We start from the raw sequence: 22,297 nt of genomic DNA, 5'->3' as shown, positions 1-22,297 counted from the left end.
CCGATCCCAGGTGCGGAGTCGCGCGAGGAGGTCGAGTGCGGCCATCGGCACCAGATGGCCGTAGACATCGTGGTAGTCGGCCAGCAGGCCCTCGTCCGTAGTGTCGGTCGAGGTGGCCGAGACCGTCGTCCGGATGGAGGTCCGCTCCACGGCCGGGGCAAGCTGCCCCGGCTGTGGAGCGGACGCAGACCTACTTGGCCATGTCGGGGCGTCGCTGGATCAGCCGGCCACAACCCGTGAACCTTCGCCGCCGAGCACGTCGAGAATGTGGGGCCAGGCAGCCTTGCCCAGGAGCACGTCAGCTTCAGGTGTGCCCCCGTACTTGAAGTGCGGGGACGCCGCCGCAGGGCTCTCGCCAGGAAGGCGTGGTCGGTGGCCGGCGTCGTCGCGGACGATCAGACGCACGGTCGACCCGGCCGAACGCCGACGCTGAGCCAGCTGTTCGGCAAAGGGAAGCGACGGCCACATCGCGTCGTCGCCCCCTGCGACCAAGACCAGATCGGCTCTGGCCGCTTCCACAGGGATCTCCGCCTGCGGAAGCGAGTGAGCGAAGGTCCGCTCGCTCAGTTCGTACCATCCGCGGATGGCGACGGGGCCGCTGTCCGGCTCCAGGGGTGTCCAGGAATCGTCCATCGGGACAAAAGGCAGGGGTCGCTCCCGCCAGGTCCAAGACGAGCGATAGGGATGGTGCGCTCCGTCGCGGCCAGGGCCGACGTTGCACCAGACCCGCGAGGTGGGCGACAGCGCGATGGCCACGTCCACGCGTGAGTCATGCACCGCAGTGAGCAAGGCGGCTTCAGCACCCTTGGAAGTGCCGAGGATTCCGATGCGTTGCGCTCCGCCCAGTCGGAGGAAGTCGACGGCGGCGGTGAAGGTCTCCAAGGGAACCTCGCAGATTCCTGGGGACTGCCGAGGCCCGCCGAACCAGCGGATCGCCAAGGTTGTGAAGCCTTGCTGAGCGAGGATGCGCGCCCGCTCACGTTCGATGCGCCCGCTGGATCCCGCCAAGACCAGAACGCCGACGTCACGGCCGCGAGCGGGAGCGAACAGAACGCCTTCCCAAGGGTCAGTCAGCTCGCGCTCATTGATGTCCATCCGTTCCCCCGTCGTCACAACTCAATGAAGTCCCTGTCCAGAACGCGGGGTGCGGCCCAGCTACCACAGCAAGGTCGCACCCCGCCCCCAGTCACATGGAGGTCTCCATCATGACGCCCCCACACGCCACCTGAGTTAGTCCGGGAATATCACTTCGAGGACATCAACGACACTCTCGGGCACACGGCCGGTGACGCCGTCCTCGCCGCGTTCGGCGCCCGGCTCACCGCCTGGGCGAGCCTCGCGCCGCCGTCGGCCGGCTTGGAGGCGATGAGTTCGCCGTGGTCCTTCGGCTGCCCGGCCGCCGCTGCGCGCACCGCCTTCCGCAGCTGGTCCGCATGCTGCACACGCCGGTCGTCCTGGACGGCGGCCGCACCGTCGACGCGCCGCCTCGGTCGGCACCGCGACGCCGTACGCGATCGGCTCCCGTGACCTGACGCAGCTCCAGCGGGCCGCCGACGGCGCGGCCCTCTACGACGGCAAGCACTCCTGCCGTGCGGACCTCGCCGCCGAGGAGCACGCGACGGTGCCGTCCGTCAACAGCAGGCGCGCGGGCCGCCCAGGCACGGCTTTGTGGGGGCGAGCCGCATGAGCTCAGCCACCGCCGTACTACCGGAAGGCGACTGGATCCGCGGCATCAGCATCAATCAGCCGCACGCCACGCGTTCTCCGGGGGGCCACTGCGCGTGGCGGCCCGCGTCAGCGCCGGGAACGGCCCGCGGGTGGGGCACACGGGCCGGGGCCACTTGCTCCGGCCGTGCTTGCCACGGTCGCAACCTGCGCCCTACGAGGTTCCTGCTCAGCGACATGCGTCGACGTACGACCCTCTCTCCCCTTCGGCGGATTTCAGTGCTCGCGTTCCTCTGCTACCGCCGCCTCGTAGGCGCGCAGGGTGTCGACGATGAGGCGCCGTTGTGCCGGAGCCAGCGAGGTGAGCACGCGGCGCCAGGCCGCGGCACCGGGGGCTAGCCAGGCGGCGATCGCGTCGTGCTGGTCGGGGGCGATGGCCACGATCCGGCGCCGCCGGTCGGAGGGGTCCTCGTACCGGTCCAGGATGGCCTTCCCGCTCAAGTCCCCGACCGCCAGGCTGGCCGTGGTGGGGGCTACCTCCAGACGTGCGGCCAGTTCATCGGCGGTCATGGGTCCGTCGAACAACAGATACGACAGCAAGGAGAGGTGGCGGGGCGCCAACGACTGGGACGGCAGCGCCTCGGAAGCCGATCAGCCCGCCGCCGCGGGCTCGAACGGAGATTCCACCATGCCGCACGTCACCGTGCACATCAGCGAAACCGCCCTCGACGGGAAGGCCCATTCCTCAGCACCGGCGCGTCATCGGCGGGGCGCCGACCCGTCGTTCACCGTACGGTACGGCAAGGCCGCCGGACTGCCCGCCACGGGCACCAAGTACACCCAGGACAGCGCCGGTGTGCCGGGCGCCGACGAGGACTACGACAGCTTCGGCGCCGCCGTCGCGGTGGGCGACGCGACCGGCGACGGCTACGCGGACATCGCGGTCGGCGCCCGTACGAGGGCGTGGACGGCCACCGAAGCGTCGGCGACATCGTGTTCTTCAGGGGCAGTTCGGCCGGACTGACCACGAACGGGGCCCAGTCCTTCCACCAGGCCACGCCGGGCGTACCGGGCGCCGCCGAGGCCGGCGACCACTTCGGCTCCTCGCTGCGGCTGCGCGACATCAACGGCAACGGCAGGGCGGACCTGGCGATCGGCGCGGTCGGCGAGGACGTGGTGCCCGGGGGGTACGACGACGGGGCGGCGTGGGTGCTGCGCGGCACGACCTCGGGCCTGACGGCCTCGTACGCAACCGCCTTCAACGCGAGCGACTTCGGCTATCCAGTGGTCGAGTTCGCAGAGGATCGGCCCGGTCATCGGTCCGTAAGGCGCGCCGTCCGCGGGGCCGTGCGGGCGGGCCGCCCGTTATGAGTGCATTTCCAGGGTGATGTGCGGGGTCAGTGCGCTCAGGAAGTCGGGCGCGTCGAAGATCTCGCCGGCGGAGGCCACGCCGACCGTCTTGGCCTGGCCGGTGAGGATGCGGTCGACCGCTTCCACCGCGAGCGGTGCGGTGACGGCGTAGATGTCCTGGCCCCGGGCGACGGCGCGCCGCCTGGTGTCGCCGGAGCGCACGACGACGTCGACGAGGAAGGTCTGTGCGGAGCGCCCGTATGCGTCGACCGCGGTGGGAGTCGGCGCGTCCGGGGCCACGACACCGCCGGCCGCTTCGGTCGTCATGTAGGTGCGCACTTCGGGGATGGACAGGTGGCTGGGGATGGTGACGACGTCGGCCATTGTGAACTCGGCGATGACGGCCCGGGGGCCCATCGGTTCGGGGAAGGACCACTTCAGGGTGGGCAGTTCGTCGTCGTGGTACTCCAACTGCCCGTTCGTGAAGCGGACGCGGCGGCCGCCACGCCGCTCGACGGAGACCTTGCCCGCGGCGCGCGTGCCCTCCGTGGGCTCCCAGCTGTTCAGACCGTACGCGATGTGCGCCTCGTCGGCCTCGGTCCAGTCGCCCATCGCGGCGGTGGCCAGCAGGTCGCCGAGGCCGCCGTAGAAGGCCATCGCGGGGACGATCACCGTGCCCACGTCGTGGGCGCGGTCCGCAAAGTGCGCGAAGGTGTCGGCGTTGGCCTCGATCTCGGCCGCCACATCGACGTATGGGATTCCAGCGCGCAGGGCTGCTTCGATCACGGGGGCGGCCGTCGTGGCGAAGGGCCCCGCACAGTTGATGACGGCTGCCACTCCGTCCAGCGCGCGGTCGAGCGAGACCGAGTCGTCGACCGACGCAGGACGGACGTCGAGTCCGGGGCACTCGTCCGCCAGCACCTTCAGCTTGTGGACGTCGCGCCCGGCCAGGACCGGGACGAATCCGCGCTCCTGAAGGTGTGCCACGACGAACCGGCCGGTGTGCCCGTATGCGCCGTACACCGTCACCGTCTGCCCCGCTGCCATGACTTCTCTCCTGTGCTCGGAACTGGTCAACTGCTAACCATCCTGGCGTGATTGAACTGTCAACCATGAGTGTCTGGAACGACATGTGCCGTACAGTTTCGGACATGCGAGCTGTCGCGCTGGCCGTCACCGACGGGATGCTGCACTTCGAACTGTCCGTGGCCCACGAGGTCTTCGGCTCCGCCCCGGCTGCGGTCACCGTCCCCTGGTACGACCTCACGGTCTGCGGGCCGGACATCGTGCCCTTCGGCCGGTTCCACCTCGAGCCCGACCACGGCCTCGACCACCTCCGGAGCGCCGACACCGTGATCGTCCCCGGCTGGGCCGACGTCGACGTGGACCCGCCCGCCGAACTGATCGACGCGGTGCGTGCGGCCCACGACGCGGGCGCCCGCGTGGCCTCCCTGTGCACCGGCGCGTTCGTCCTGGCCGAAGCCGGCCTGCTGGACGGGAAGCGCGCCACCACCCACTGGGCGCACACCGACGTCCTGGCCGCCCGCTACCCCGAGGCGGATGTTGACCCGGACGTGCTCTACGTGGACAACGGGAGCGTGCTCACCTCCGCCGGCAAGGCCGCCGCGCTGGACCTGTGCCTGCACCTGGTCCGCCTCGACTACGGCTCGTCGATCGCCAACGCCGTCGCCCGCCGCCTGGTCGTCCCACCGCACCGGTCCGGCGGCCAGGCCCAGTTCGTCACCGCCCCGGTGCCCGCCCAGGACGACCACCCGCTCACCGCCCTGTTCCCCTGGATCGTCGAGCGGCTCGACCAACCGCTGACCGTGGAGGACCTGGCCCGCCGGGCCCGGATGAGCTCACGCCACCTGGGCCGCCAATTCCGCGCGGCAACCGGCACCACTCCCCTGCAATGGCTGCTGGCCCAACGGATCCGCCACGCCCAGGAACTGCTGGAGAGAACTGACGACAGCATCGACACCATCGCAGCGGCCACCGGCATGGGCACCGCCACGACACTGCGCCGTCACTTCAACCGCACTCTCGGCGTCCCCCCGGACACCTACCGCCGCACCTTCCGCTCACGAATCCTCTAGGTTCTGTCCGGCAGATCATGGCCTCTTAGGCTGTCGGTCATGCACAGCACGTTGACGGAGCACGCCCGGTGTCTTTACGGAGACGAGTACCGACCCACGCCAAAGTGCGCGAAGGAGCACGCGGAGTTCTACTTCGTGGAGGAGCTGACCTTTGCCGATGCGGATGCAATCCTGGCCATGCTGCGGGAGCTTTGTCCGCACCTGGTCGACGGTTGCCTGCCGGTGTGGGTTCGGAACCTGGCGTATCGGCTCGTGCTGTTGCAGCGGCCGGATGAGCCGGCGCTGTTGCGGGAGGCGGCACAGAGCCTCTGGGCGCACGGCCCGGACTGGGACGACATCGCGGTGGACTTGGAGAGGCGGGCCGACCTGCTGGAATAGGCGTGACTTACGGTCTGAGCCACAAGCGGATCGAGGCAGCGGTGACGGTGCCGGTGAAGACGTAGGAGTGTTTGTCGTAGCGCGCTGCCGCGGCTCGGGAGTGCTTGAGCTGGTTGATGGTGCGCTCGACCTCATTGCGACGCATGTACATCTCCTTGTCGAAGCCGGCGGGTCGGCCTTGTCCGCGCGCACCTGCTGGCCGCCGGCAAAGACCTGGCGAGTCGGCCCAGCGTCTCCGTCGCCCGCCTCGACGCACAGGAAGCCCGACCTGGTGGACGACTCGTTGAGCCGACACGATCGATGTGGATGATCGATTCCAAGGGGTTTGGTGTTCGCAGGCGGTCGGTGCGCGCATGACCGGCTGGCCGCGCATGAACCTGGCTCCACTCATCAGGCCCCCTTGGAATCGATCATCTAGGCTGGCGCGGTGACTGATGAGCAGGAGCGGGTGCAGCCGTCGGGAGTGTGGGCCACGGCGGTGGGGGTGGCCAGGGTGCGGGCGCTGGAGACCGAGCGGGAGAACGCGCTGTTCCGCGACCCACTGGCACAGGCCTTCGCCACCGTCGGCGGCCTGTGGCCCTCCTCGCCGTCGCTGTCCGATGACGAGGCCGCGCGACGCCGCCGGCTGGCCGTGTCGTTCTCCATCGTCATCAGGACGAAGTTCCTCGACGACCTGTTGCAGCAGGCCTCCGCGTCCGGGGTCCGGCAGGTCGTGCTGCTCGGCGCCGGCATGGACAGCCGGGCCTTCCGGATGGACTGGCCCGAGGGCACCCGGCTGTTCGAGGTCGACACCGCCGCGCCACTGGACTTCAAGGATTCGGTGCTGCGCCAGGAGCGGGCCGTCGCACGCTGCGAGCGGATCACCGTCGCGGTGGATCTGCGTGAGGACTGGCCAGGCGCGCTGGCCGCCGCAGGGCACGACCCGGCCGTGCCGACCGTGTGGATCGCCGAAGGACTGCTGATCTATCTGCCCGAGGATGCGGTGGACCTGCTGCTGGCCCGGATCACCGCGCAGTCGGCGGCAGGCAGTCGGATGGGGCTGACGTTGGGCTCGCGCGGCGTGATCGAGCGCTTCGGCGCGGACGCCGTGCCGGGATCGGCGGCGTCCATGTGGGTCTCGGAAATGCCCGACGACCCGGTGGGCTGGCTGGCCGGGCATGGCTGGGAGGCCAACAGCCACACCCTGCGCGAGCGCGCTGCCGCCTACGGCCGCCCGATCAGCACCCCGCCGCAGCGCGAGGAGCGGCCCGGCGGACTGATCTCGGCGGTCCGCCGGTAGAGCGCCTCCCGGTTCCCTGGATGATCGATTCCAGGGGCCTGATGAGTGGAGCCAGGTTCATGCGCGGCCAGCCGGTCATGCGCGGACTAACCGCCTACGACCACTGAACCCCTTGGAATCGATCGTCTAGAGGCTGACGACGAATCGCCGGTTCGAACGGCTCCTCATTGAACGCGACGTCCGGGCGGCGCAGTAGCCCCGTCGTCACCTCGGTCGCGACGACCGTGGGGCGGCGCAGGATGTCCGGGGCGATGGCGGCGGCGACGTCGTCCTCGCGGGACAGATCCGCCGCTGCCCTCACCTTGTCCTCGGGACCGGCGGACGACGGCATTCACGCATGGCCCACGGCTTCCGCAGCCGGCGTGCGCAGTACGGGGAGGGGTTTGGGTTGGTCTCCACGGGAGGCCGACTGGAGCAGTCCGGCGATGACGATGATCTGTGCGACTCATCCGGTCTCTGTGTTGAGTACCACCCGATCGAGACACCCGTTCCACGCATACCGCTCGGGATCGGAAAGACACCAGCTGCTGGGAGAACAACTGCGCTGCGGCTATGGGTGGTTGGTGACGGGGTTCACGGTGTGCGCTGTTCGGCGTGCATCAGCAGCGGGCCTGGAGTGAGCGTGGTGAAAGCGCGTGGACGGACGGTGTGGGACCGCTCCGGGCACAGGCGCCAGCGGGGCAGGATGGCAGCCAGGGTCAGGTGGACTTCGGCGAGGCTGAACGCGTTGCCGATGCACTTGTGGGGGCCCGCGCCGAAAGGCAGGAAGGCGGAACCGATACCGGTGTAGGACAGCTCCGCCTCGGGCCGGTCCGGATCGAAGTCGTCCGGGCGGGGGTGATGGTCGGGTGCGTGGTGGAGGGCGTAGGGGCTGTAGAAGACGTAGGCGCCCTCCGGGATGCGGTGTCCCCCGAGTTGAGCGTCGGTCGCGGCCCGGCGTGGGGTGAGCCAGGCCGGTGGGTACACGCGCAGGGCCTCGGCGACGACCCGGCGCAGGAGGCCGAGACGGGGCAGGTCGTACAGGGTGGGGGGCTTGTCGCCGAGTTCTTGGCGGAGTTCGGTGTGGAGGCGTTGGTCGACGTCGGGGTGCGCGCCCAGCAGGTGCAGGGTCCAGGCGAGGAGAGCAGCGGTGGTGTCGGTGCCCGCGAGGAGGAGGGTCATGACCTCGTCGTGGATCTGCTGTTGGGACAGGGGCTGGCCGGTGTGTTCGTCTCGGGCGGCGAGCAGCGCGGTCAGCAGGTCGGGGCTGGGGGTGGGGTCGTTCCGGCGGTCGTCGATGAGTTGCGCCACCAGGGCGTGCAATCGGCGTACGGCGGTGGTGTAGGCGCGGTTTTCGCGGGTGGGCAGTACGTGGAGCCAGCTGATGGGCAGCGCAGCGCGCTTGCCGACGCCGGCGAAGGCGATGGGCAGGTGCGTGGTGATCTCGTGGACCGCGTTGTCGGGCAGGCGTGCCGAGTACAGGCAGCGGGTCATGGCGGAGGCGGCGACCCTGTACATCTCCCGGTCGATGCGCAGGCGTTGGCCGTGGCGCCAGGCGGTGCTGCGTTCCTCGGCGACAGCGGTCATGATCTGGGCGTAGTGCTCCATGCAGTGGGGATGGAACAGCGGCTGGAGCGTGCGGCGCTGTCGCATGTGCGTTTCGCCTTCGCTCGTACCCAGGCCGTTGCCCACCAGGACGCGCACGGTCTCATACAGCGGGCTGCCGGTCTTGGTGAACTCCTGGTGCCGTACGACGAGCAGCTCGTGGACCAACCTGGGCTGGTTGACCAGGTATCCCTGGATCGGGCCCAGCCGAAGGGCGACCAGGTCGGCCTGTCCGCGCAGGGAGTCGAGGAACCGCAGCGGACGGAAACGCAGTTGCCAGGCATGTCCGAGCAGGGGAAGACCACCTGGGGCAGTGGCCAACGTCGCGGGGCGGGGGCGGGGGTCGGTGTCAGTCAGGGAGGGCCCGGCAATCATCGTCAAAATGCCCTTTCGATGCATCGTTCACTGGGTGTGCCGCCGACGTGGGATGCCGCGCTTACGGTTGTCCATGCGGCTAGGCGCGGTCCTGCGGCACGCTGTCCTGCACGTATGGCGGTGCCGTCGGATCCGTCCACGCGGCGATCTGCTCGTCGTGACCCCTGTGACGGTCCGGCGCCCGCAGCGTTTCTTCGAGAGCGCGCTGCAAGGCGCACCAGGCCGCGGTCCGCCCATGCACTGCGTCGCGGTCGTGCCGGTCGTCCCACACGAAGAACCACACACTGAAGTCGTTGATCGCGCACACGGCCGGCGCCGGCGCCCCGACGTGGTATCCGGTCGGCACATCGATCTCCAAAACCTCAATCGTGCATGACCTCTGTGCTGACATCGAGCGCGTCCTTTCCCCGTCGTCCACCCAAGGACAGGCCGCGCGTCCAACGTGCGGGAACCGGCCTGACGAAGACCATCACCCGCTGCAGCCACCCCGAAAGGCGCCCCGCACAGCGCACAGGCGCACGCGAAGGAGCATCGCGTGTCGATCCGACGCCTTCGCCCAGCCGCGCTCCCGACAATGCGCGGTCCGCGGCGCTCACCTGAGGGACGAGCGAATCGGCCCGAAGAAGGACGGCCTGTAGGGTGCACGGCTGAATGCCCCGCACCAGCGGCTCAAGTCCCAGACAATCGTCGGTTTTCGCCGCGGAGATCCAGGCGATGCAGCTTGGCCCACACCAGAGCCCGTCTTTACTCGGCGAAGCCGACCTGGCCGACCACATCGCCTTCGAGTGTTCCGGCGCAGCGGCAAGGGGCGCTCCCAACTCTGTATGACATGCGAATGCGCCCCAGCGCCTTCGCGGCGGATTCTTTTCGCCGGTCACCTAGTTGGGCTGCGAATGATTCTGGGAACACGGCGAAGGCGTCGCCACAGGCCCATCGCGGCGTGGCCGAGCATGGACTGGCGCAGCCCAGAGACGGATGCGTCGGTCGTCTCTCATCATGCGTGCTGCTACTCCGAGAGCGTCTTGGTGAAGTGGGTGACGGGGCGTTCCTGGCGTTCGCCGTCCACGGTGATGTCGACCGCTTCGTTGTAGAAGGCGAGAAGCCCCTTGATCGGGCCCACCGCGGGCAGCGGGTCCGGGTAGCTCCAGACGACGTTCGGCGGGATGTCGGCCTCGCCGCGCCACGACCAGTACTCGGCGGTGCCCTTGTAGGGGCAGCCGGTGTGGTGGTCGTTGGGTTCGAGCAGGTCGAGTCGTACGTCCTCGCGCGGGACGTAGTACCGCGTGGGCAGACCGGTCTCGAAGAGCAGCACCGGGCGCCGTGTGTCGGCGACGACCGTACCGTCGATCTCGACCTGGACGTGGCGGCTGCTGGGGATGGCGTCCACGCGCTTGTGCGGGTCGCGGGGGTGGATGAAGATCTCTTCCTCCTCCTCGTACCAGTGGTCGAGCCCCTTGCCGCTGCGCCGGAACCACTCGAAGGCGATGTGGTCGGCCAGGTCGGCGGAGGGGAAGGTCCAGGCGGCGTTCTCCAGGAGTTCGCCGTCGACTGCGAGGTCGTAGAAGATCTGCGATCCGGTGTGGGCACCTGTCGGCGGGCTCTTCGCGGGGCGCAGCAGGTCCTCGCGGACCTCCGTGCGGGGGAACGCATACAGCGGGACGGGGGCACCCGGCTCCCAGACGAGGACGGGGTGCCGGCTGTCGACGACGGTGACGTCGCCCCTGCGGCCGCGCACCCAGCGCTCGCTGGGCTCCCACAGGAGGCCCTCCGGTGTGGTCCGCACCGCTTGCGCGGAGGGGAATGTGCTCAAGAGCGGATCTCCTTCGGCTCGATCACGCACTGACTTCGGCGACGTGGGGGGCGGTACTCCCGCGAGGCCGTGAGCTGTCGGGGCGGCCAAACACCCGCAGGTACTCGTCGACGTTGCTACCGGCCCGCTCCCACACTGACACGGGTTCGAAGTAGGAGCCGTCCGGGTCGGCCAAGGCCGGCAGCGGTTCCACGACCGTGTCCAGGCGCGGGTGGACGAACACAGGTGCCGCCGGGGCTCCGGCTCTGCAGGCTCGCGTCATCGGTGTCCCGGCGGAGCACAGTGATCACGGAACTGATGGCGTGCTCCAGGAGGAGCTTCTCCTGTCGGAGCCGCGTCTCGAACTGCCGTACGAGTTCGATCCGGGCGACTACGAGCAGATCCTGCACGATGTGCGTCACCACATCGCGCCCCGGCTGGGCCGGCAGCCTGCCGCTGCGAAAACGGCGGCGGCCTGAACCGCCGACGGCTGTGGCGGACGGGCCGGGGCGCCTCACCCGTTCGCCGGCTCTCCGAGCAGCTTCCAGGTGGGGCTTCGGTCGGCCTTCCCGCCCAGATCTGTCGCGGTGACGCCACCTCCGTCACCCCGGACTCGCGGCACCGCCTCACCTCGGCGGCGACCTTCTCCACGCCGTCGATCACCGCCAAGTCACGGATTCGGGAGCCATCGGAGAGCCGACGGCGTGCACGTCGTAGCAGGTGAAGTCACGGGCAACACAGACCGGCCGAGGCCCGCTCCACAAAGACCTGGGACGCGGCCGGGCCCCCGAGCCGGTCGTCGACCAGGCTCCGGAAGACGTCCTTGTGAGCCATCAGCCACGTCATGCAGTGGAGGCCCCGGTTGATCAGGCCTGCGTCGGTACCGCGCATGTACTCGACGATCACGGGCGAGCTGTTCTCGTCGAGTCCGAGCGAGTCGATCCGCCCACCCTCGACGCAGTCAATGACGGCCGTGATCTTGATACCGGACCGGCTGATCGCCTGGCCGGCGCATGAGGTGCGTCCGGTGGAGCCCCGCTGACCGCCCTGGCCGCCGCTCTCGCCCTCGCCGCGGGCCTGCCTGACGTGAGAGAGGACGGGATCGGGGTGAGACTGGGCACGGAAGGGGTGATCCCCGTGTCGGACCTGCCGCACACCGTGTCCTCCGGTCCCGACACCGCCGTCGACGAGCATCGGCTGGAAGAGCTGATCATCGAGGCGCAAACGGCCCTGCCGGTCGAACTGCCCGCCCTGGCGAACCGGTGCGCCTCGGCCCTCGGCCTGGACACCGCGCTGATCTACCTCGTCGACCTGCAACAACGGCTGCTCATCCCACTCGCCGAGGCCTTGGAGCCACTGCCGGTGGACGGCTCGTCGGCCGGCTGGGCGTACCGAACGGTGTCCCCGCGGGTGGCCGAGGCCGACGACGGCTTGATCGTCTGGATGCCTCTGGTCGACGGTGCGGAGCGGCTGGGCGTGCTCGAGGTGCGGACCGCCTCTCTCGACGGGGTGCTAATGCGCCGCACCCGCATGCTGGCCCACCTGTTCGCCATGCTGATCACCTCCAAGCGCGCCTACAGCGACTGGCTCGCCGCCCGCACCCGCACCGCGACCATGCAATTGCCCGCCGAGATGCTGCGGGCCTTCCTGCCACCCCACACCATCGGCAGCAGCAGGTGCGTCTCGACCGCCGTCCTCGAACCGGCGTACGACGTCGCCGGCGACGCCTTCGACCACTCGGTGGTCAAGAACATCCTGCACACCATGATCCTCGACGCCATGGGTCACGATCTGACCGCAGGCCTGACCACGTCGATCGCCATGGCTGCGGCGCGCAACGCCCGCCGCAGCGGTGGAGACCCGGCCGATGTCGTAGGCGCCGTGGACCGGGCGCTCGCCCGGTGGGTGCCCGACCACTTCTGCACCGGCGTACTGTGTCGGCTCGACGCCGAGACCGGGGTGCTGCGCTGGGTCAATTGCGGTCATCCCCCACCGCTGCTGATCCGTGGCGAGCGGGTGCTCGACGGGGCGCTGGACAGCCCCCCACAGCCGCCGATAGGCCTGGCCGGCCCACTCGCCCCGGCAGCCCGGCAGGTCCATGAGACGACTCTGCAACCGGGCGATTGCGTCCTGCTCTACACCGACGGTGTCGTGGAGGCTCGCGACGCGGACGGTGCGGAGTTCGGCCTCGACCGGTTCACTGACTTCATCATCCGCTCCAATGCCGAGGGCCAGCGCCCGGCCGAGGTGCTGCGGCTGCTCATCCACGCCATCCTCGATTACCAGCGCAACCAATTGCGGGACGACGTGACCATCCTGCTCTTCGAATGGCGCCCGCAGCACCGGTGACGCGGTAGTACGCCGAGGCTCGCTGTGCTCGTGCGCCACCTTAACCTCTGCACTCACCCCGAGCAGCACGACGCTGTGCAAAGCTCACCCGCCCCGCACGCGCATCCACGTCAGCTGTGCCTCACCGACCACTCGCCGGGTGCGGAAACCGCTTGTCCGGCGGCTGGGTACGTACGCGAGTGTGACGTCGTTTCGACGCGAGATCGGGCGTCGCGCGCTTGACGACTACGCGATGCGCGCGGCTTCGGAAGTCACCTGCCTTCGCCGGCCCGCCAAGCCGCGGAACGAGACGCTGCCTGGTCGACGGTGGAGGCCGGAATGCCGATCACATCCAGCCGTCTGGTGTAGGCCGTGCGCATCGCTGCGGGGGTCCGGTACAGCACGCACTGGCGAAGCGGCCCTTCGGGCACGCTCGGATCCTCGAAGTCGTCGGCCGGGTCGTGGGTCATGCCGATGCGGCGCATCACCGACTGGGAACGGAGGTTGTTGACGGTTGTCGACGCAACGACTTCCGGTAGTCCGAGTGCCTCGAAGCCGAAAGCCAGGCAGGCCAGCGCAGCCTCGGTGGCGTAACCGTGACCCCACGCCGAACGCGCCAGCCGCCAACCGATGTCCACTCCCGCGAAGGGCATGTCCTCGCCCACCTCGTCCAAGCCGACGCGGCCGATGAACTCGCCGGACTCCCGTGCTTCCAGCGCCCACCATCCAAAGCCTCGCTCATCGAAATCGGCCTGCATCTCTGCCACCGTGGCATCGCTTTGCTCACGTGTCAGCAACTCCCCCAGGTGTTCTCGGACTTCGGGATCGGCGTTCATCGCCGCCCATGGTGCGAGGTCGGACTCCCGCCACCGGCGCAGGAGGAGACGGTCAGTACGCAGTTCGGGCATGCGGCCCAGCCAACCCGATCAAGATCGGGGTGTCGATCGGTTATGTCGAGTGCCCTGCCGGCTTCCTGGCGGCCGTCCGGGAGCGGATTCTCTCCACCGACTGGTCGTCCGCCACGACACCGCCTCCCGCCCAGCCAGCCCAGACCGTGCCTGACAACCTGACCATGGCGGCCGAAGTGACACCGAGACTCATCGACCGTGGCCCCGCACAGCGCCGCGGGCTACGCCTCGCTGCGCGAGACGTCACGTGCCGTCGAGCGGCGCCTGGCCGAAGCAGTGCCGATTGGAGGCGGCGACCTGCTGGAGCGAGTGGAGCATCCTGCCGGCGTGGGCTGCGCCACTGCTCGGGCGACGGACCGATGAAGGGACGGCCCGCGCCCGCCCACGGCGGGAGGCCCTGTCACGGCGCGCCGGACGAGACCCAGATCCTGATGGTGCCGCCGGGATCGATGTGGCTGGAGCTGCTCGGCTCCTGCCTGACGACCTCGCCGCTCGGCCAGACCTTGTCCGGGACGCGTTGCACCTTCAGCTTGAAATGCCCGATGTCCGCGCAGATGCGGGCGTTCGCCACGGTCATGTACTGGAGTGACGGCGCTTCGGGTTGTTCATCGGTCGCGATGTCGCAGCCGGAGAGCTCGCCAACGGCTCTGGGGTCACCGCCCGTGGAGATCCAGACCTTGACGGTGCCGCCGACGGCGATGTCCTCCGTTCCCGGCTCCTGTCGTGCCACCTGGCCGGCCGGTATGAGCCGGTCCTGGACCTTCCCGGCCTCCTCCAGTTTGAGATGGGCGATGTCCGCGCAGATCCGGGCGGCGGCCGGGGTCCTGCCCTTGAGCCAGGGAGTGGAGACCTTCCCGTGCTGCTCCTCGACCTCGCAGTCGGCAAGGTCGCCCTTGGCCCTGGGATCACCGCCCGTCGACACCCAGATGGTGATGGTGCTACCCCGCTTGACCGACTGGGAGATCTCCGGTTCCTGCCGCGTGACGGTGTCCTTGTCGTACTTGGCCCCGGTGGTGGTCTTCTGGTCGATCTTCAGTCCGGCGATCTCCGCACAGGTCTGCGCCTCGGCGGGCGACATGCCCGTGAACGAGGGCGGGTTGAAGCCGCCGCCCAAGGAAGGCGTCGGATCGCACGAGAGGTACGTTCCGGTCGCCCGCGGATCCGGGGTGTGGGCGAAGTCCGGGAACACGTACCGCGCGCCGAACACGCTCGCGGCCACCAGGAGCACGCCGACGGGAACCGAGGTCCAGGCGACGATCCTGGCGTTGCGCAGGGTCCGCCGGCGAGCCCGCTGCCTGCTCGCGACGAAGCGGAAGGTCGCAGCGAGGGCGTCGGCCGCGTCGGCGTCCGCAGCACCGGTGCGGACCGTGAATGTCTCGGCTGCACCGGTGTCGACGGTGACGTCCTCGGCCGTGGACGTGGGAACGGAGTGCAGCGCGTGGGTGGGTGCTTCGCCCGCGGCGACCCGGCGGATGTCATCGGCCATGGCGCGGGCGCTCGGGTAGCGTCCGGCGGGATCCTTGCTGAGGGCGCGGGCCACGACGGCGTCGACGGACGGTGGCAGCGACGGGTTGAGCGAGGACGGGACCGGCGGCGGCTGCTGGACATGCTGGTAGAGCACGCTCATCGTCGACTCGCCGTCGAACGGCGTTGTGCCGGTGACCAGTTCGAAGAGCATGCAGCCGACCGAGTAGAGGTCGGAGCGGGCGTCGGCGGGCTTGCCCTGCGCCTGCTCGGGCGAGAGGTAGTGGGGCGTGCCGAGCACGGTGCCGGTCCGGGTCATCGCGGTGGCATCCGACTGCAGCGCACGGGCGATGCCGAAGTCCATCACCTTTACCGCGCCGTCGTCCGTCGTCATCACGTTGGCGGGCTTGATGTCCCGGTGGATCAGCCCCTGCTGGTGGCTGCACTCCAGGGCGTCCAGCACGGCCGAGGTCACAGCCAGCGCGCGGTCCAGCCGGACCGTGCCACTGGCGGGGTCCGCGGCCCGTTCCCGGATGAGCTCGCGCACCGATCGGCCCTGTACATACTCCATGACGATGTACAGCACGACTCCGTCGGGCCCGGTGTCCTCACCGCTGTCGTGCACGGCCACGACATTGGTGTGGTTGAGCGCCGCGACCGCCTGGGCCTCACGGCGGAAACGCTCGCGGAAGGAGGGGTCACGGGCCAAGTCCGCGTGCAGCGTCTTCACCGCGACGGTGCGTCCCAGCACCGTGTCGTGGGCGCGGTACACGGACGCCATGCCGCCCTCGCCGAGAGGCGCCTGCAGGACGTAACGGCCTTGCCCGACCGAGCGAATCGGTCCCACCACGTGCAAGTTCTCGGTCTCCTCGACGTCCATCGTCCCGCCACTTCCCCGCAACTGCCGCCTCGGTGCGAGGCCCCCACCGTGCGAACGTCGACGTCGGTGTCGCCCCGCCAGCCGAGCGTGGCGATCGCCACCCCTGTCGACGAGCCTTCACCGATCGTCACCAGTGCTTTCCCAGCCACACGACGTGGGTGGTGTGCATGACAAGCGACCGTAATGTGCGAGTGTAGCCGAGTCGGACCGTTTACCCTCTGCCTGCGTTCGCCTCGGTGCCCACCGACCGGTCGCCCAGCAGTTGTGTGCAGGCGTACGAGAGCCGCTACTTCGTCGACGGCACCCTCCCGCCGGCCGGTACGACCTGCTGCCAGGACAAGCCGCCGTTCCCGGCACCCGAACCCGTCGGCGGCATCGCCACCGGCGAAGGCGCGCCAGCGGCCGAAGTGCCGGGCGTCAGCCCTTCACACAGACGACCTGCTTTGCGCCACATGACGTACCAACGCACCTTCTCTGGCTGCCGACGCACGCCGCGACGGCTGGGTCAGGCAGAGAACGATCCGGCCTGCGGGCGCAGCTGAATTTTCGCTTGTTCGTCATCTCCAGGCCGCCATTGATGCCATGTCGCGCTCCCTGGGCATCCAGTTCACTGGAGCGCCCCCCCTCAACCGGACCTGAAAGAGGGACGCATGTCGAGACGCATGCTGAAGCGCGGGTTTGTCACGCTCGTCGCCGTCGGCCTTGCCTCTTCCGTAATGTCGACCACCACGGCATCGGCGGCCGGCACCCCGCTGACGCTCGCCGTGTTCGGCGACTCGCCGTACGGCAAGTCGGCGTACGCGCCCGCGGGGCAGACCGCGGACACCTCGCAGTTCCAGCAGACCCCGGCATTCATCGGCACCATCAACAGTGACCCGACGATCAGCGACGTCGTCCACGTAGGCGACATCCACTCGGGAAAGGAGTTCTGCACCGACGCCTACGACGCCTCGATCGCCTCCGTGTGGCAGACCTTCACCAAGCCGCTCGTCTACACGCCGGGCGACAACGAATGGGCCGACTGCCACAAGGCGTCGAGTCTCGCCTCGCCCGGTCAGGGCGGCGGCTTCTACGACGCGTCCTCCGGTGCCATCAACTACCTCGGCACGAGCGGCCTGTCGACCAACACGGCAGACTGCGTCAGCTACCACTGCGGCAACCCGCTCGACAACCTCGCCAGGGTCCGGCAGGACTTCTTCGCGCAGCCCGGCCGCACCCTCGGCAGCGGGACACTGAACGTGGTGTCCCAGGCCACCGCCTACGACCCTAGGCACCCGGGCGACGCGCAGTACGTCGAGAACGTGAGGTGGGCGCAGCACGACATCGTCTTCGTGACCATCAACGTGCCGGGCGGCTCGAACAACGACGCCGACCCCTGGTACAAGGTGCCGACCGCGACTCAGGCGCAGACCGACGAGCGAACCAACCGAACCGCGGCCGACGTCCGCTGGCTCGATGCCGCCTTCCACGACGCACGTGCCAGGCACGCCAAGGCCGTGCTGATCACGGCACAGGCCGACATGTGGGACCTCGACGGTAAGACCAAGGACCACCTGACGAACTTCGAGCCGATCATCAGCGAGGTCGCGGCGAAGACGACCGAGTTCGGCCGTCCGGTGTTGATGCTCAACGGCGACTCGCACCTGTACCGCTCCGACAACCCGCTGTCGCCGACGGCGACGTGCACCAGCGAGACGGACCCGGCCACCGGCGCCGGCGTGTGCGCCCACGACCCGGGCAACAACGCCTGGAACGAGCACCCTTACTACAACGTCCCGAACTTCCACCGGATCGTCGTGCACGGCAGCACCACCCCGCTGGAATGGCTGAAACTGACCGTAGACCCGAACGCCAACTACCCCGTCACCGACACAACCTACGGCCCGTTCAGATGGCAGCGGATGCCGCAGCCACAGCTGTAGTACCGCTGAGCGCACACGACCGGTCAGGGTGTCCCATGTGGAGTCCTGGCCGGTCGCGTCCCCAGAGCGTTGCTGCTGGGCGCCGGCCCATTCCTGCCAAGTCGGTTGTCGGAACGGGGGTCGTCGAGGTCTCCAGGCATGGGCACGCCGTGGTACCTGGCACTCGAATACCGGCTGCCTCACAGTCAGGAGGGCTCGCTCGCGTGGAAAGGTGGTCGTCAGGAACCTGAGGGTGTGGGGCGTCGACGCTGCGCACCGTCACCGCACCGCTGCCGAGAGGGCCCGTGCAAGTTGTGAGGATCCGCGGTGCCGGGGCGCTGTCCCCGGCCCTGACCACGGCAAGCTTCCCAGAGACGGGTGCGACCGGTACGGACCTTCACCTGGAGGGATCGCCGGAGAACGTCGACGTGGCCGGTCACTCCGTAGCCTTCGACGCCGACCGCGGGCTGTGGTTCTGCGACATCCCCGTGGCGCCCGGGCACGGCTACGCATCGCTGATCCGACTGGCCCTGGTGCGGTACCAGCCGGATTCGCTGGCTGACCTGCACCTCTCGCCGGTGGTCGTGCTCGATTTCCTGCCACTGCTGCCGGACCGTGAGGTGCGCGTGGAGCGAATCTCGGCCACGACGTACGCGGTGACGGTCACCGGCCCCGGTTACCTTTCGACCGGGGCCGGTGCCTCGCCGACTCAGGTCGTAGTGACCGCAGAAGAACAAAACCCGGACCTGCTTGACGAGATCGGCTGGAGCGCCGCCCAGACCGGCGTGGTCCTGCAAGCCGCCCCACCCGAGCAGCGCGGTCCCTCGGTTGGTCGGGGCAGGTCGAGCTGCCGGGCAGTGCCGGCGCCGACCTGGCCCACTGGCGCCTGTTGGTGGAGGAGTTCGAACGACCACAGTTGAACGCGTTCAAATTTGCTGTCATGATGCGTCTTGCCACCTGGAGGACGCTGGGCGAGAGGATCACGGTCATGACGAGCTCGCTTCTCACGCCGCGAGGCCGTGTCCGCACACGCATGGCCGACAGGGGAACGGCTGCGGGGAGCACGGCCCCAACGCGGATTCTCGACTGGCAGCATCCGAATGTTTCCTCATTGCTCCGATGGATCGACCTCCCGGCGGATACGGGGGAAGCCTCAGATCCCGCCCACCGGATAGCGGCCCTGCGTCAGGCTCACCGCTGGGTCGCCGCAGTTGTGCAGCCGGTGTACTCGGTTCAGGACGAGCGGCCCGTGTCGGAGGTGCTGCGCCGCCGCCGCGGCTCGTGCAGTCAGCGGTTGTGGTGGTTTCACCAACGCCGGCGCGGAGACGCTCTTCGAGGCGTTGTCCAGGACAGCGATCGACTGGGGCGGCGCGACGGTCTGCCCGGCCACCGGCGCCGCGTGCGATCTCTCGGCCTATGTCCTGGCGGACCTCGGCCACTTCGACTCGCGTGACGAACTCTTCGCCCAGCACGGCCAGACCCTGTGCGGGATGGCGAGACTGCTGGCCGAGCCCGTCCTGAGTCGCCGTTCGGCGGGCGCCTAGGCCGCGCCCGACAGGTCTGCCCACACGGTGACGGCCCGGTCGACCACCACCCGTACCAGCTCCAAGGTAAGCCGGTGTCAGGTGCACGTTGGGCACAGGCCTGCGGACTTGGGTAGCCCGAAGGCCGCGCACGGCCCCTGCCTGCCGGTCAGATCCGCCTCGCCCTCGAAGGCGTGGCGTGCTCTGTACGATCGCCCACTGCGCTGCTCGGCCTCACACATAGGCCGAGCTCCGAACATCTGCGCCCGTTACTGCTGCGACCCGTAGTCCGGATGAAAGTGACTGCATACGGCTCCGCCGGTTTCACAGTTCCTCCTACGGTAGGGAGAGATACGAGAGGTGAAGGGGCGAAGAACGTGACGACGTGGGGGCTGGTCATCGAGACGACCGTGGGTGCTGGGGAACGCAAGCACACCGAGGCACACGTGGTGGCTCACATCACCGGACTGCGTGAGGAGGCACTCGCAGAGCTGGAACGGCGGGCGCGGAGCTACTCACCCGAGCACCCAAGGAGCCCCCAGCGCCGTCGGCTCCTGCGACAGAACGACGGGTTCCTGCTCGTCATCGACGGGGCGTGGCAGTCGTTCGTCACCCGGTTCACGGCGGCGGAGCTGCTGGAGGACTCTGCTGCGCCCACCGTCCCGGAACCTGTGGTGGAGGCGTCGGCCGTGCCTGTCGCTGCATCGGCCGAGCCGGTGGAGCAACAGGTCGAGCGGTACGCGGACGGGGTGCCCGTCAAACCGGCGTGGCTGGGGCGCGACGACCTGCCATGAGTATCCGACCAGTAGGGCTCCGCCACCCCGAAGCCGGGGTGGCGGGGGTTCGCGACCACCAGGACGATGAGAACGCCGGAGCATGGATCGAAGATGACGCCGCGTCGACGGGCACACGCCCTGCAACGGCAGTCGGGATGGCCGGCCGGCTGCGCGTCGAAGCCGCCGAGGCCGACCGGAACATCAGTGTCCGACTGCGGCGGCGTGGAAACCTGGCAGACTCGATCACATATCCGAGCAGGTTCCCGGCGCAACGCCGAACGATGTCATGCACGAGTACGCGCTTCTCTATCCCGACGTGGTGCGGGCGGGGTCTCTGCTGAACGCTCTGCAGGCGGAAGCGGATCGGGCGGCCAGCGGACTCACGGTCGAGTCGACGTCCTCACCAGGCTGGCGTCGCGTGGCCGCGGAGGCGGCACTCGGGGATCGATCAGCGAATGTTCTGATGGCACAGCGGGAGCGCACCTTCTCCGTCGACTGCTGGGCCGGCGCGGTCCGCATGGCCACCGGCCGTACCGGCGACTTGTCTGAAGTGGCCGGAGCTTTGCGCTCCTGGCTGCGAGTACCCCGGGTACGCGAACTCGTGGCGCAGTGGCCCTTCCTGCGGCCCTGGACACTGGCCGAGGCCCATGAACGCGGCGAAGCTGTGCCAGAGCGATGGCGCCAACTACGCGAGGCCGCCGCGCGCATGCAGAACACCGCTCTGCACGAGCTCGTGGAGGCGGCCTTCGAGCAGCCACGGCTTCGGGTTCTGTCACCTGGCCGGAGTATGCACTGGGTCAGCTTCAGCCGCCGGGCAGCGCCGCCCATCTGCCGTGACCTGCCTCAGGTCATGCCGTTCGGGGACGGCCGCTACCACGTGCGGTTCGTTGACGGCCGGCTCCAGGAGGTGGACAGCGCGGCCGAGGCCGTCGAGGTGATCGTCGACAGCCTCCCTGACGACGCTGTGCCGCGGCCTTCCGACAGGTGACGCGATCACGCACTGGTCTTCCTGAAGCGGCGCCGGCAGATCAGTGAGCAGACCCGGGAGAAGGAGCGGACCGCATCACCGCGGGCCGGATCTTCCTCAAGTGGTCATCCCGGTCGGTGAGTCAGCCGTCGCAGATGAAGGTGCGGGCGGTGGCAACGAAGGCGAGGAGCGCTCGGCCATGTCGCATGGTCAGATATCGTGCGCGGCCATGGGCGAACTGATAGTGATCAGGCATGGCCAGACCGAATGGAGTTTGTCGGGACAGCACGCCGGCCGCACCGACATTCCGCTGACCGACGCGGGCGAGGCCGCGGCCAAGACACTCGCTCCGAGGCTGGCCCGACGCCATCTGGTGGCGGTGTTCAGCAGCCCGCTGAGCCGCGCTATGCGGACGGCCGAGCTGGCGGGCCTGACCGGCGTCCGGCCCGATCCCGATCTGATGGAGTGGGACTACGGCGGCTACGAGGGCCTGACCGCGGCGCAGATCCAGGAGATGAAGCCGGGTTGGGACCTGTGGCGGGACGGCGTCATTCCCGGCGACGACGACCATCCTGGCGAACAGCTCCTGCAGGTGGCAGCGCGCACGGACGCGGTGCTGGACCGGATTCGGCCGCTGCTGGACGACGGCGATGTCGCCGTCGTCGCGCATGGTCATCTGGCGCGCGTGCTCACGGTGCGCTGGCTCGGCCTCGACGCCTCGGCCAGCCGGGTGCTCGGCCATCCACATCCAGGCACTCTTGGCTTCCTGGCCACCGAGGACGGGCAGCCGTTCCTCGCCGCCTGGAACGTCCCGTAACGGCAGAGCCGCTGCCTCACGCCTGCCGCGAGAGGCGCCGGAAGCACATGAGCGCCGCGGCGATCCCAGCGACGGAGAAGTGCTCCGCTTCCCGCCTGCACGATTCCCTCCTCGCAGTCGTCAACTACCGGTGTGGCACCGCCTGCTCCACGGCCCCACTGGGCGGCGAGACCGGTCCTCCCGGTCCCTCTGCCGCAGCCGGCGCGCTCCGGGTCCG

Annotated in this window: 22 protein-coding genes and 3 pseudogenes; 14 read left to right on the top strand and 11 right to left on the bottom strand. The window is 69.2% G+C overall.

Features of this window, described 5'->3' with window-relative positions; translation table 11 throughout:
• Positions 1–219: 219 nt before the first annotated feature.
• Positions 220–1,095: an acyl-CoA thioester hydrolase/BAAT C-terminal domain-containing protein gene (locus ACIF83_RS25175; protein WP_399730153.1), complete on the bottom strand. Its 876-nt coding sequence runs from the start codon at positions 1,093–1,095 to the stop codon at positions 220–222.
• A 162-nt stretch (positions 1,096–1,257) separates the two neighbouring features.
• Between ACIF83_RS25175 and ACIF83_RS25170 the strand changes: the two genes are divergently transcribed.
• A complete protein-coding gene (locus tag ACIF83_RS25170) occupies positions 1,258–1,527 on the top strand; it encodes a hypothetical protein (protein WP_399730193.1) in 270 nt (89 codons plus the stop codon).
• Between the two features lie 414 nt (positions 1,528–1,941).
• Here the strand turns inward: ACIF83_RS25170 and ACIF83_RS25165 are convergent, their stop codons facing one another.
• Entirely contained in the window at positions 1,942–2,235 is a 294-nt protein-coding gene (locus tag ACIF83_RS25165) for a hypothetical protein (RefSeq protein WP_399730150.1), read from the bottom strand.
• A 118-nt stretch (positions 2,236–2,353) separates the two neighbouring features.
• On the opposite strand from ACIF83_RS25165, the gene ACIF83_RS25160 reads away from it, so the two are divergent.
• Together ACIF83_RS25160 and ACIF83_RS25155 are read left to right on the top strand one after the other, a co-directional pair.
• Positions 2,354–2,689, top strand: a complete 336-nt coding sequence (locus ACIF83_RS25160; protein ID WP_399730147.1) for an FG-GAP repeat protein — start codon at positions 2,354–2,356, stop codon at positions 2,687–2,689.
• Entirely contained in the window at positions 2,659–3,036 is a 378-nt protein-coding gene (locus tag ACIF83_RS25155; protein WP_399730144.1) for an FG-GAP repeat protein, read from the top strand. Before ACIF83_RS25160 ends, ACIF83_RS25155 begins: the two co-directional genes overlap by 31 nt.
• Here the strand turns inward: ACIF83_RS25155 and ACIF83_RS25150 are convergent.
• A complete protein-coding gene (locus ACIF83_RS25150; protein ID WP_399730142.1) occupies positions 3,031–4,062 on the bottom strand; it encodes a saccharopine dehydrogenase family protein in 1,032 nt (343 codons plus the stop codon). The two genes, ACIF83_RS25155 and ACIF83_RS25150, sit on opposite strands and share 6 nt — an antisense overlap.
• Before the next feature lie 104 nt (positions 4,063–4,166).
• On the opposite strand from ACIF83_RS25150, the gene ACIF83_RS25145 reads away from it, so the two are divergent.
• Both ACIF83_RS25145 and ACIF83_RS25140 read left to right on the top strand, forming a co-directional pair.
• The gene (locus ACIF83_RS25145) at positions 4,167–5,111 is read left to right on the top strand and encodes a helix-turn-helix domain-containing protein (RefSeq protein WP_399730139.1); all 945 of its coding nucleotides are present in this window, start codon (positions 4,167–4,169) and stop codon (positions 5,109–5,111) included.
• A gap of 39 nt (positions 5,112–5,150) precedes the next feature.
• Positions 5,151–5,489: a hypothetical protein gene (locus ACIF83_RS25140; RefSeq protein WP_399730137.1), complete on the top strand. Its 339-nt coding sequence runs from the start codon at positions 5,151–5,153 to the stop codon at positions 5,487–5,489.
• A 7-nt stretch (positions 5,490–5,496) separates the two neighbouring features.
• On the opposite strand, the pseudogene ACIF83_RS25135 reads toward ACIF83_RS25140, so the two are convergent.
• Positions 5,497–5,673: pseudogene (locus ACIF83_RS25135) on the bottom strand (IS5/IS1182 family transposase); the annotation flags it as partial.
• Positions 5,674–5,952: 279 nt separating this feature from the next.
• On the opposite strand from ACIF83_RS25135, the gene ACIF83_RS25130 reads away from it, so the two are divergent.
• Positions 5,953–6,768, top strand: a complete 816-nt coding sequence (locus ACIF83_RS25130) for a class I SAM-dependent methyltransferase (protein WP_399730190.1) — start codon at positions 5,953–5,955, stop codon at positions 6,766–6,768.
• A gap of 94 nt (positions 6,769–6,862) precedes the next feature.
• Here ACIF83_RS25130 and ACIF83_RS25125 read toward each other — a convergent pair whose 3' ends face one another.
• From ACIF83_RS25125 to ACIF83_RS25110, 4 genes are all read right to left on the bottom strand, one after another.
• Positions 6,863–7,099: a DUF6192 family protein gene (locus ACIF83_RS25125; protein ID WP_399730135.1), complete on the bottom strand. Its 237-nt coding sequence runs from the start codon at positions 7,097–7,099 to the stop codon at positions 6,863–6,865.
• A gap of 242 nt (positions 7,100–7,341) precedes the next feature.
• Positions 7,342–8,673: a cytochrome P450 gene (locus ACIF83_RS25120; RefSeq protein WP_399730133.1), complete on the bottom strand. Its 1,332-nt coding sequence runs from the start codon at positions 8,671–8,673 to the stop codon at positions 7,342–7,344.
• Positions 8,674–8,806: 133 nt separating this feature from the next.
• Complete coding sequence (locus ACIF83_RS25115; RefSeq protein WP_399730131.1) at positions 8,807–9,085, bottom strand: hypothetical protein; 279 nt, start codon at positions 9,083–9,085, stop codon at positions 8,807–8,809.
• 648 nt (positions 9,086–9,733) lie between these two features.
• On the bottom strand, positions 9,734–10,537 hold the full coding sequence (locus ACIF83_RS25110) for a DUF427 domain-containing protein (protein ID WP_399730129.1): 804 nt from the start codon (positions 10,535–10,537) through the stop codon (positions 9,734–9,736).
• Positions 10,538–10,839: 302 nt separating this feature from the next.
• Between ACIF83_RS25110 and ACIF83_RS25105 the strand changes: the two genes are divergently transcribed.
• Positions 10,840–10,995 carry a hypothetical protein gene (locus ACIF83_RS25105; RefSeq protein ID WP_399730126.1) on the top strand — a complete coding sequence of 52 codons (156 nt, stop codon included), beginning with the start codon at positions 10,840–10,842 and terminating at the stop codon, positions 10,993–10,995.
• A gap of 219 nt (positions 10,996–11,214) precedes the next feature.
• On the opposite strand, the pseudogene ACIF83_RS25100 reads toward ACIF83_RS25105, so the two are convergent.
• Positions 11,215–11,515, bottom strand: a pseudogene (locus tag ACIF83_RS25100) (transporter); the annotation flags it as partial.
• Positions 11,516–11,644: 129 nt separating this feature from the next.
• Between ACIF83_RS25100 and ACIF83_RS25095 the strand changes: the two are divergent.
• A complete protein-coding gene (locus ACIF83_RS25095) occupies positions 11,645–12,865 on the top strand; it encodes a PP2C family protein-serine/threonine phosphatase (protein WP_399730123.1) in 1,221 nt (406 codons plus the stop codon).
• Positions 12,866–13,236: 371 nt separating this feature from the next.
• On the opposite strand, the pseudogene ACIF83_RS25090 reads toward ACIF83_RS25095, so the two are convergent.
• Both ACIF83_RS25090 and pknB read right to left on the bottom strand, forming a co-directional pair.
• Positions 13,237–13,752 (bottom strand): annotated as a pseudogene (locus tag ACIF83_RS25090) (GNAT family N-acetyltransferase); the annotation flags it as partial.
• A 400-nt stretch (positions 13,753–14,152) separates the two neighbouring features.
• Positions 14,153–16,096, bottom strand: coding sequence for a Stk1 family PASTA domain-containing Ser/Thr kinase (gene pknB / locus ACIF83_RS25085; RefSeq protein ID WP_399730121.1), 1,944 nt, complete (start codon positions 16,094–16,096; stop codon positions 14,153–14,155).
• Positions 16,097–16,746: 650 nt separating this feature from the next.
• Between pknB and ACIF83_RS25080 the strand changes: the two genes are divergently transcribed.
• The 6 genes from ACIF83_RS25080 (at position 16,747) to ACIF83_RS25055 (ending at position 22,080) form a co-directional block, all read left to right on the top strand.
• Positions 16,747–18,018 carry a hypothetical protein gene (locus ACIF83_RS25080; RefSeq protein WP_399730118.1) on the top strand — a complete coding sequence of 424 codons (1,272 nt, stop codon included), beginning with the start codon at positions 16,747–16,749 and terminating at the stop codon, positions 18,016–18,018.
• A gap of 407 nt (positions 18,019–18,425) precedes the next feature.
• Positions 18,426–18,917: a hypothetical protein gene (locus tag ACIF83_RS25075; RefSeq protein WP_399730115.1), complete on the top strand. Its 492-nt coding sequence runs from the start codon at positions 18,426–18,428 to the stop codon at positions 18,915–18,917.
• A gap of 420 nt (positions 18,918–19,337) precedes the next feature.
• Positions 19,338–19,541, top strand: a complete 204-nt coding sequence (locus tag ACIF83_RS25070; protein WP_399730112.1) for a hypothetical protein — start codon at positions 19,338–19,340, stop codon at positions 19,539–19,541.
• 356 nt (positions 19,542–19,897) lie between these two features.
• A complete protein-coding gene (locus tag ACIF83_RS25065) occupies positions 19,898–20,314 on the top strand; it encodes a hypothetical protein (RefSeq protein ID WP_398140567.1) in 417 nt (138 codons plus the stop codon).
• A gap of 268 nt (positions 20,315–20,582) precedes the next feature.
• Positions 20,583–21,284 (top strand): DUF6193 family natural product biosynthesis protein, encoded by a 702-nt coding sequence (locus ACIF83_RS25060; RefSeq protein ID WP_399730109.1) that lies wholly within the window; start codon positions 20,583–20,585, stop codon positions 21,282–21,284.
• A 208-nt stretch (positions 21,285–21,492) separates the two neighbouring features.
• Positions 21,493–22,080, top strand: coding sequence for a histidine phosphatase family protein (locus tag ACIF83_RS25055; protein WP_399730187.1), 588 nt, complete (start codon positions 21,493–21,495; stop codon positions 22,078–22,080).
• Positions 22,081–22,297: the final 217 nt, after the last annotated feature.

This window comes from Streptomyces sp. NPDC085866 (assembly GCF_044541035.1).
Lineage (GTDB): Bacteria > Actinomycetota > Actinomycetes > Streptomycetales > Streptomycetaceae > Streptomyces.
The sequence above is the reverse complement of the archived record's forward strand: the minus strand, read 5'-3'. Positions and strand labels throughout refer to the sequence as shown.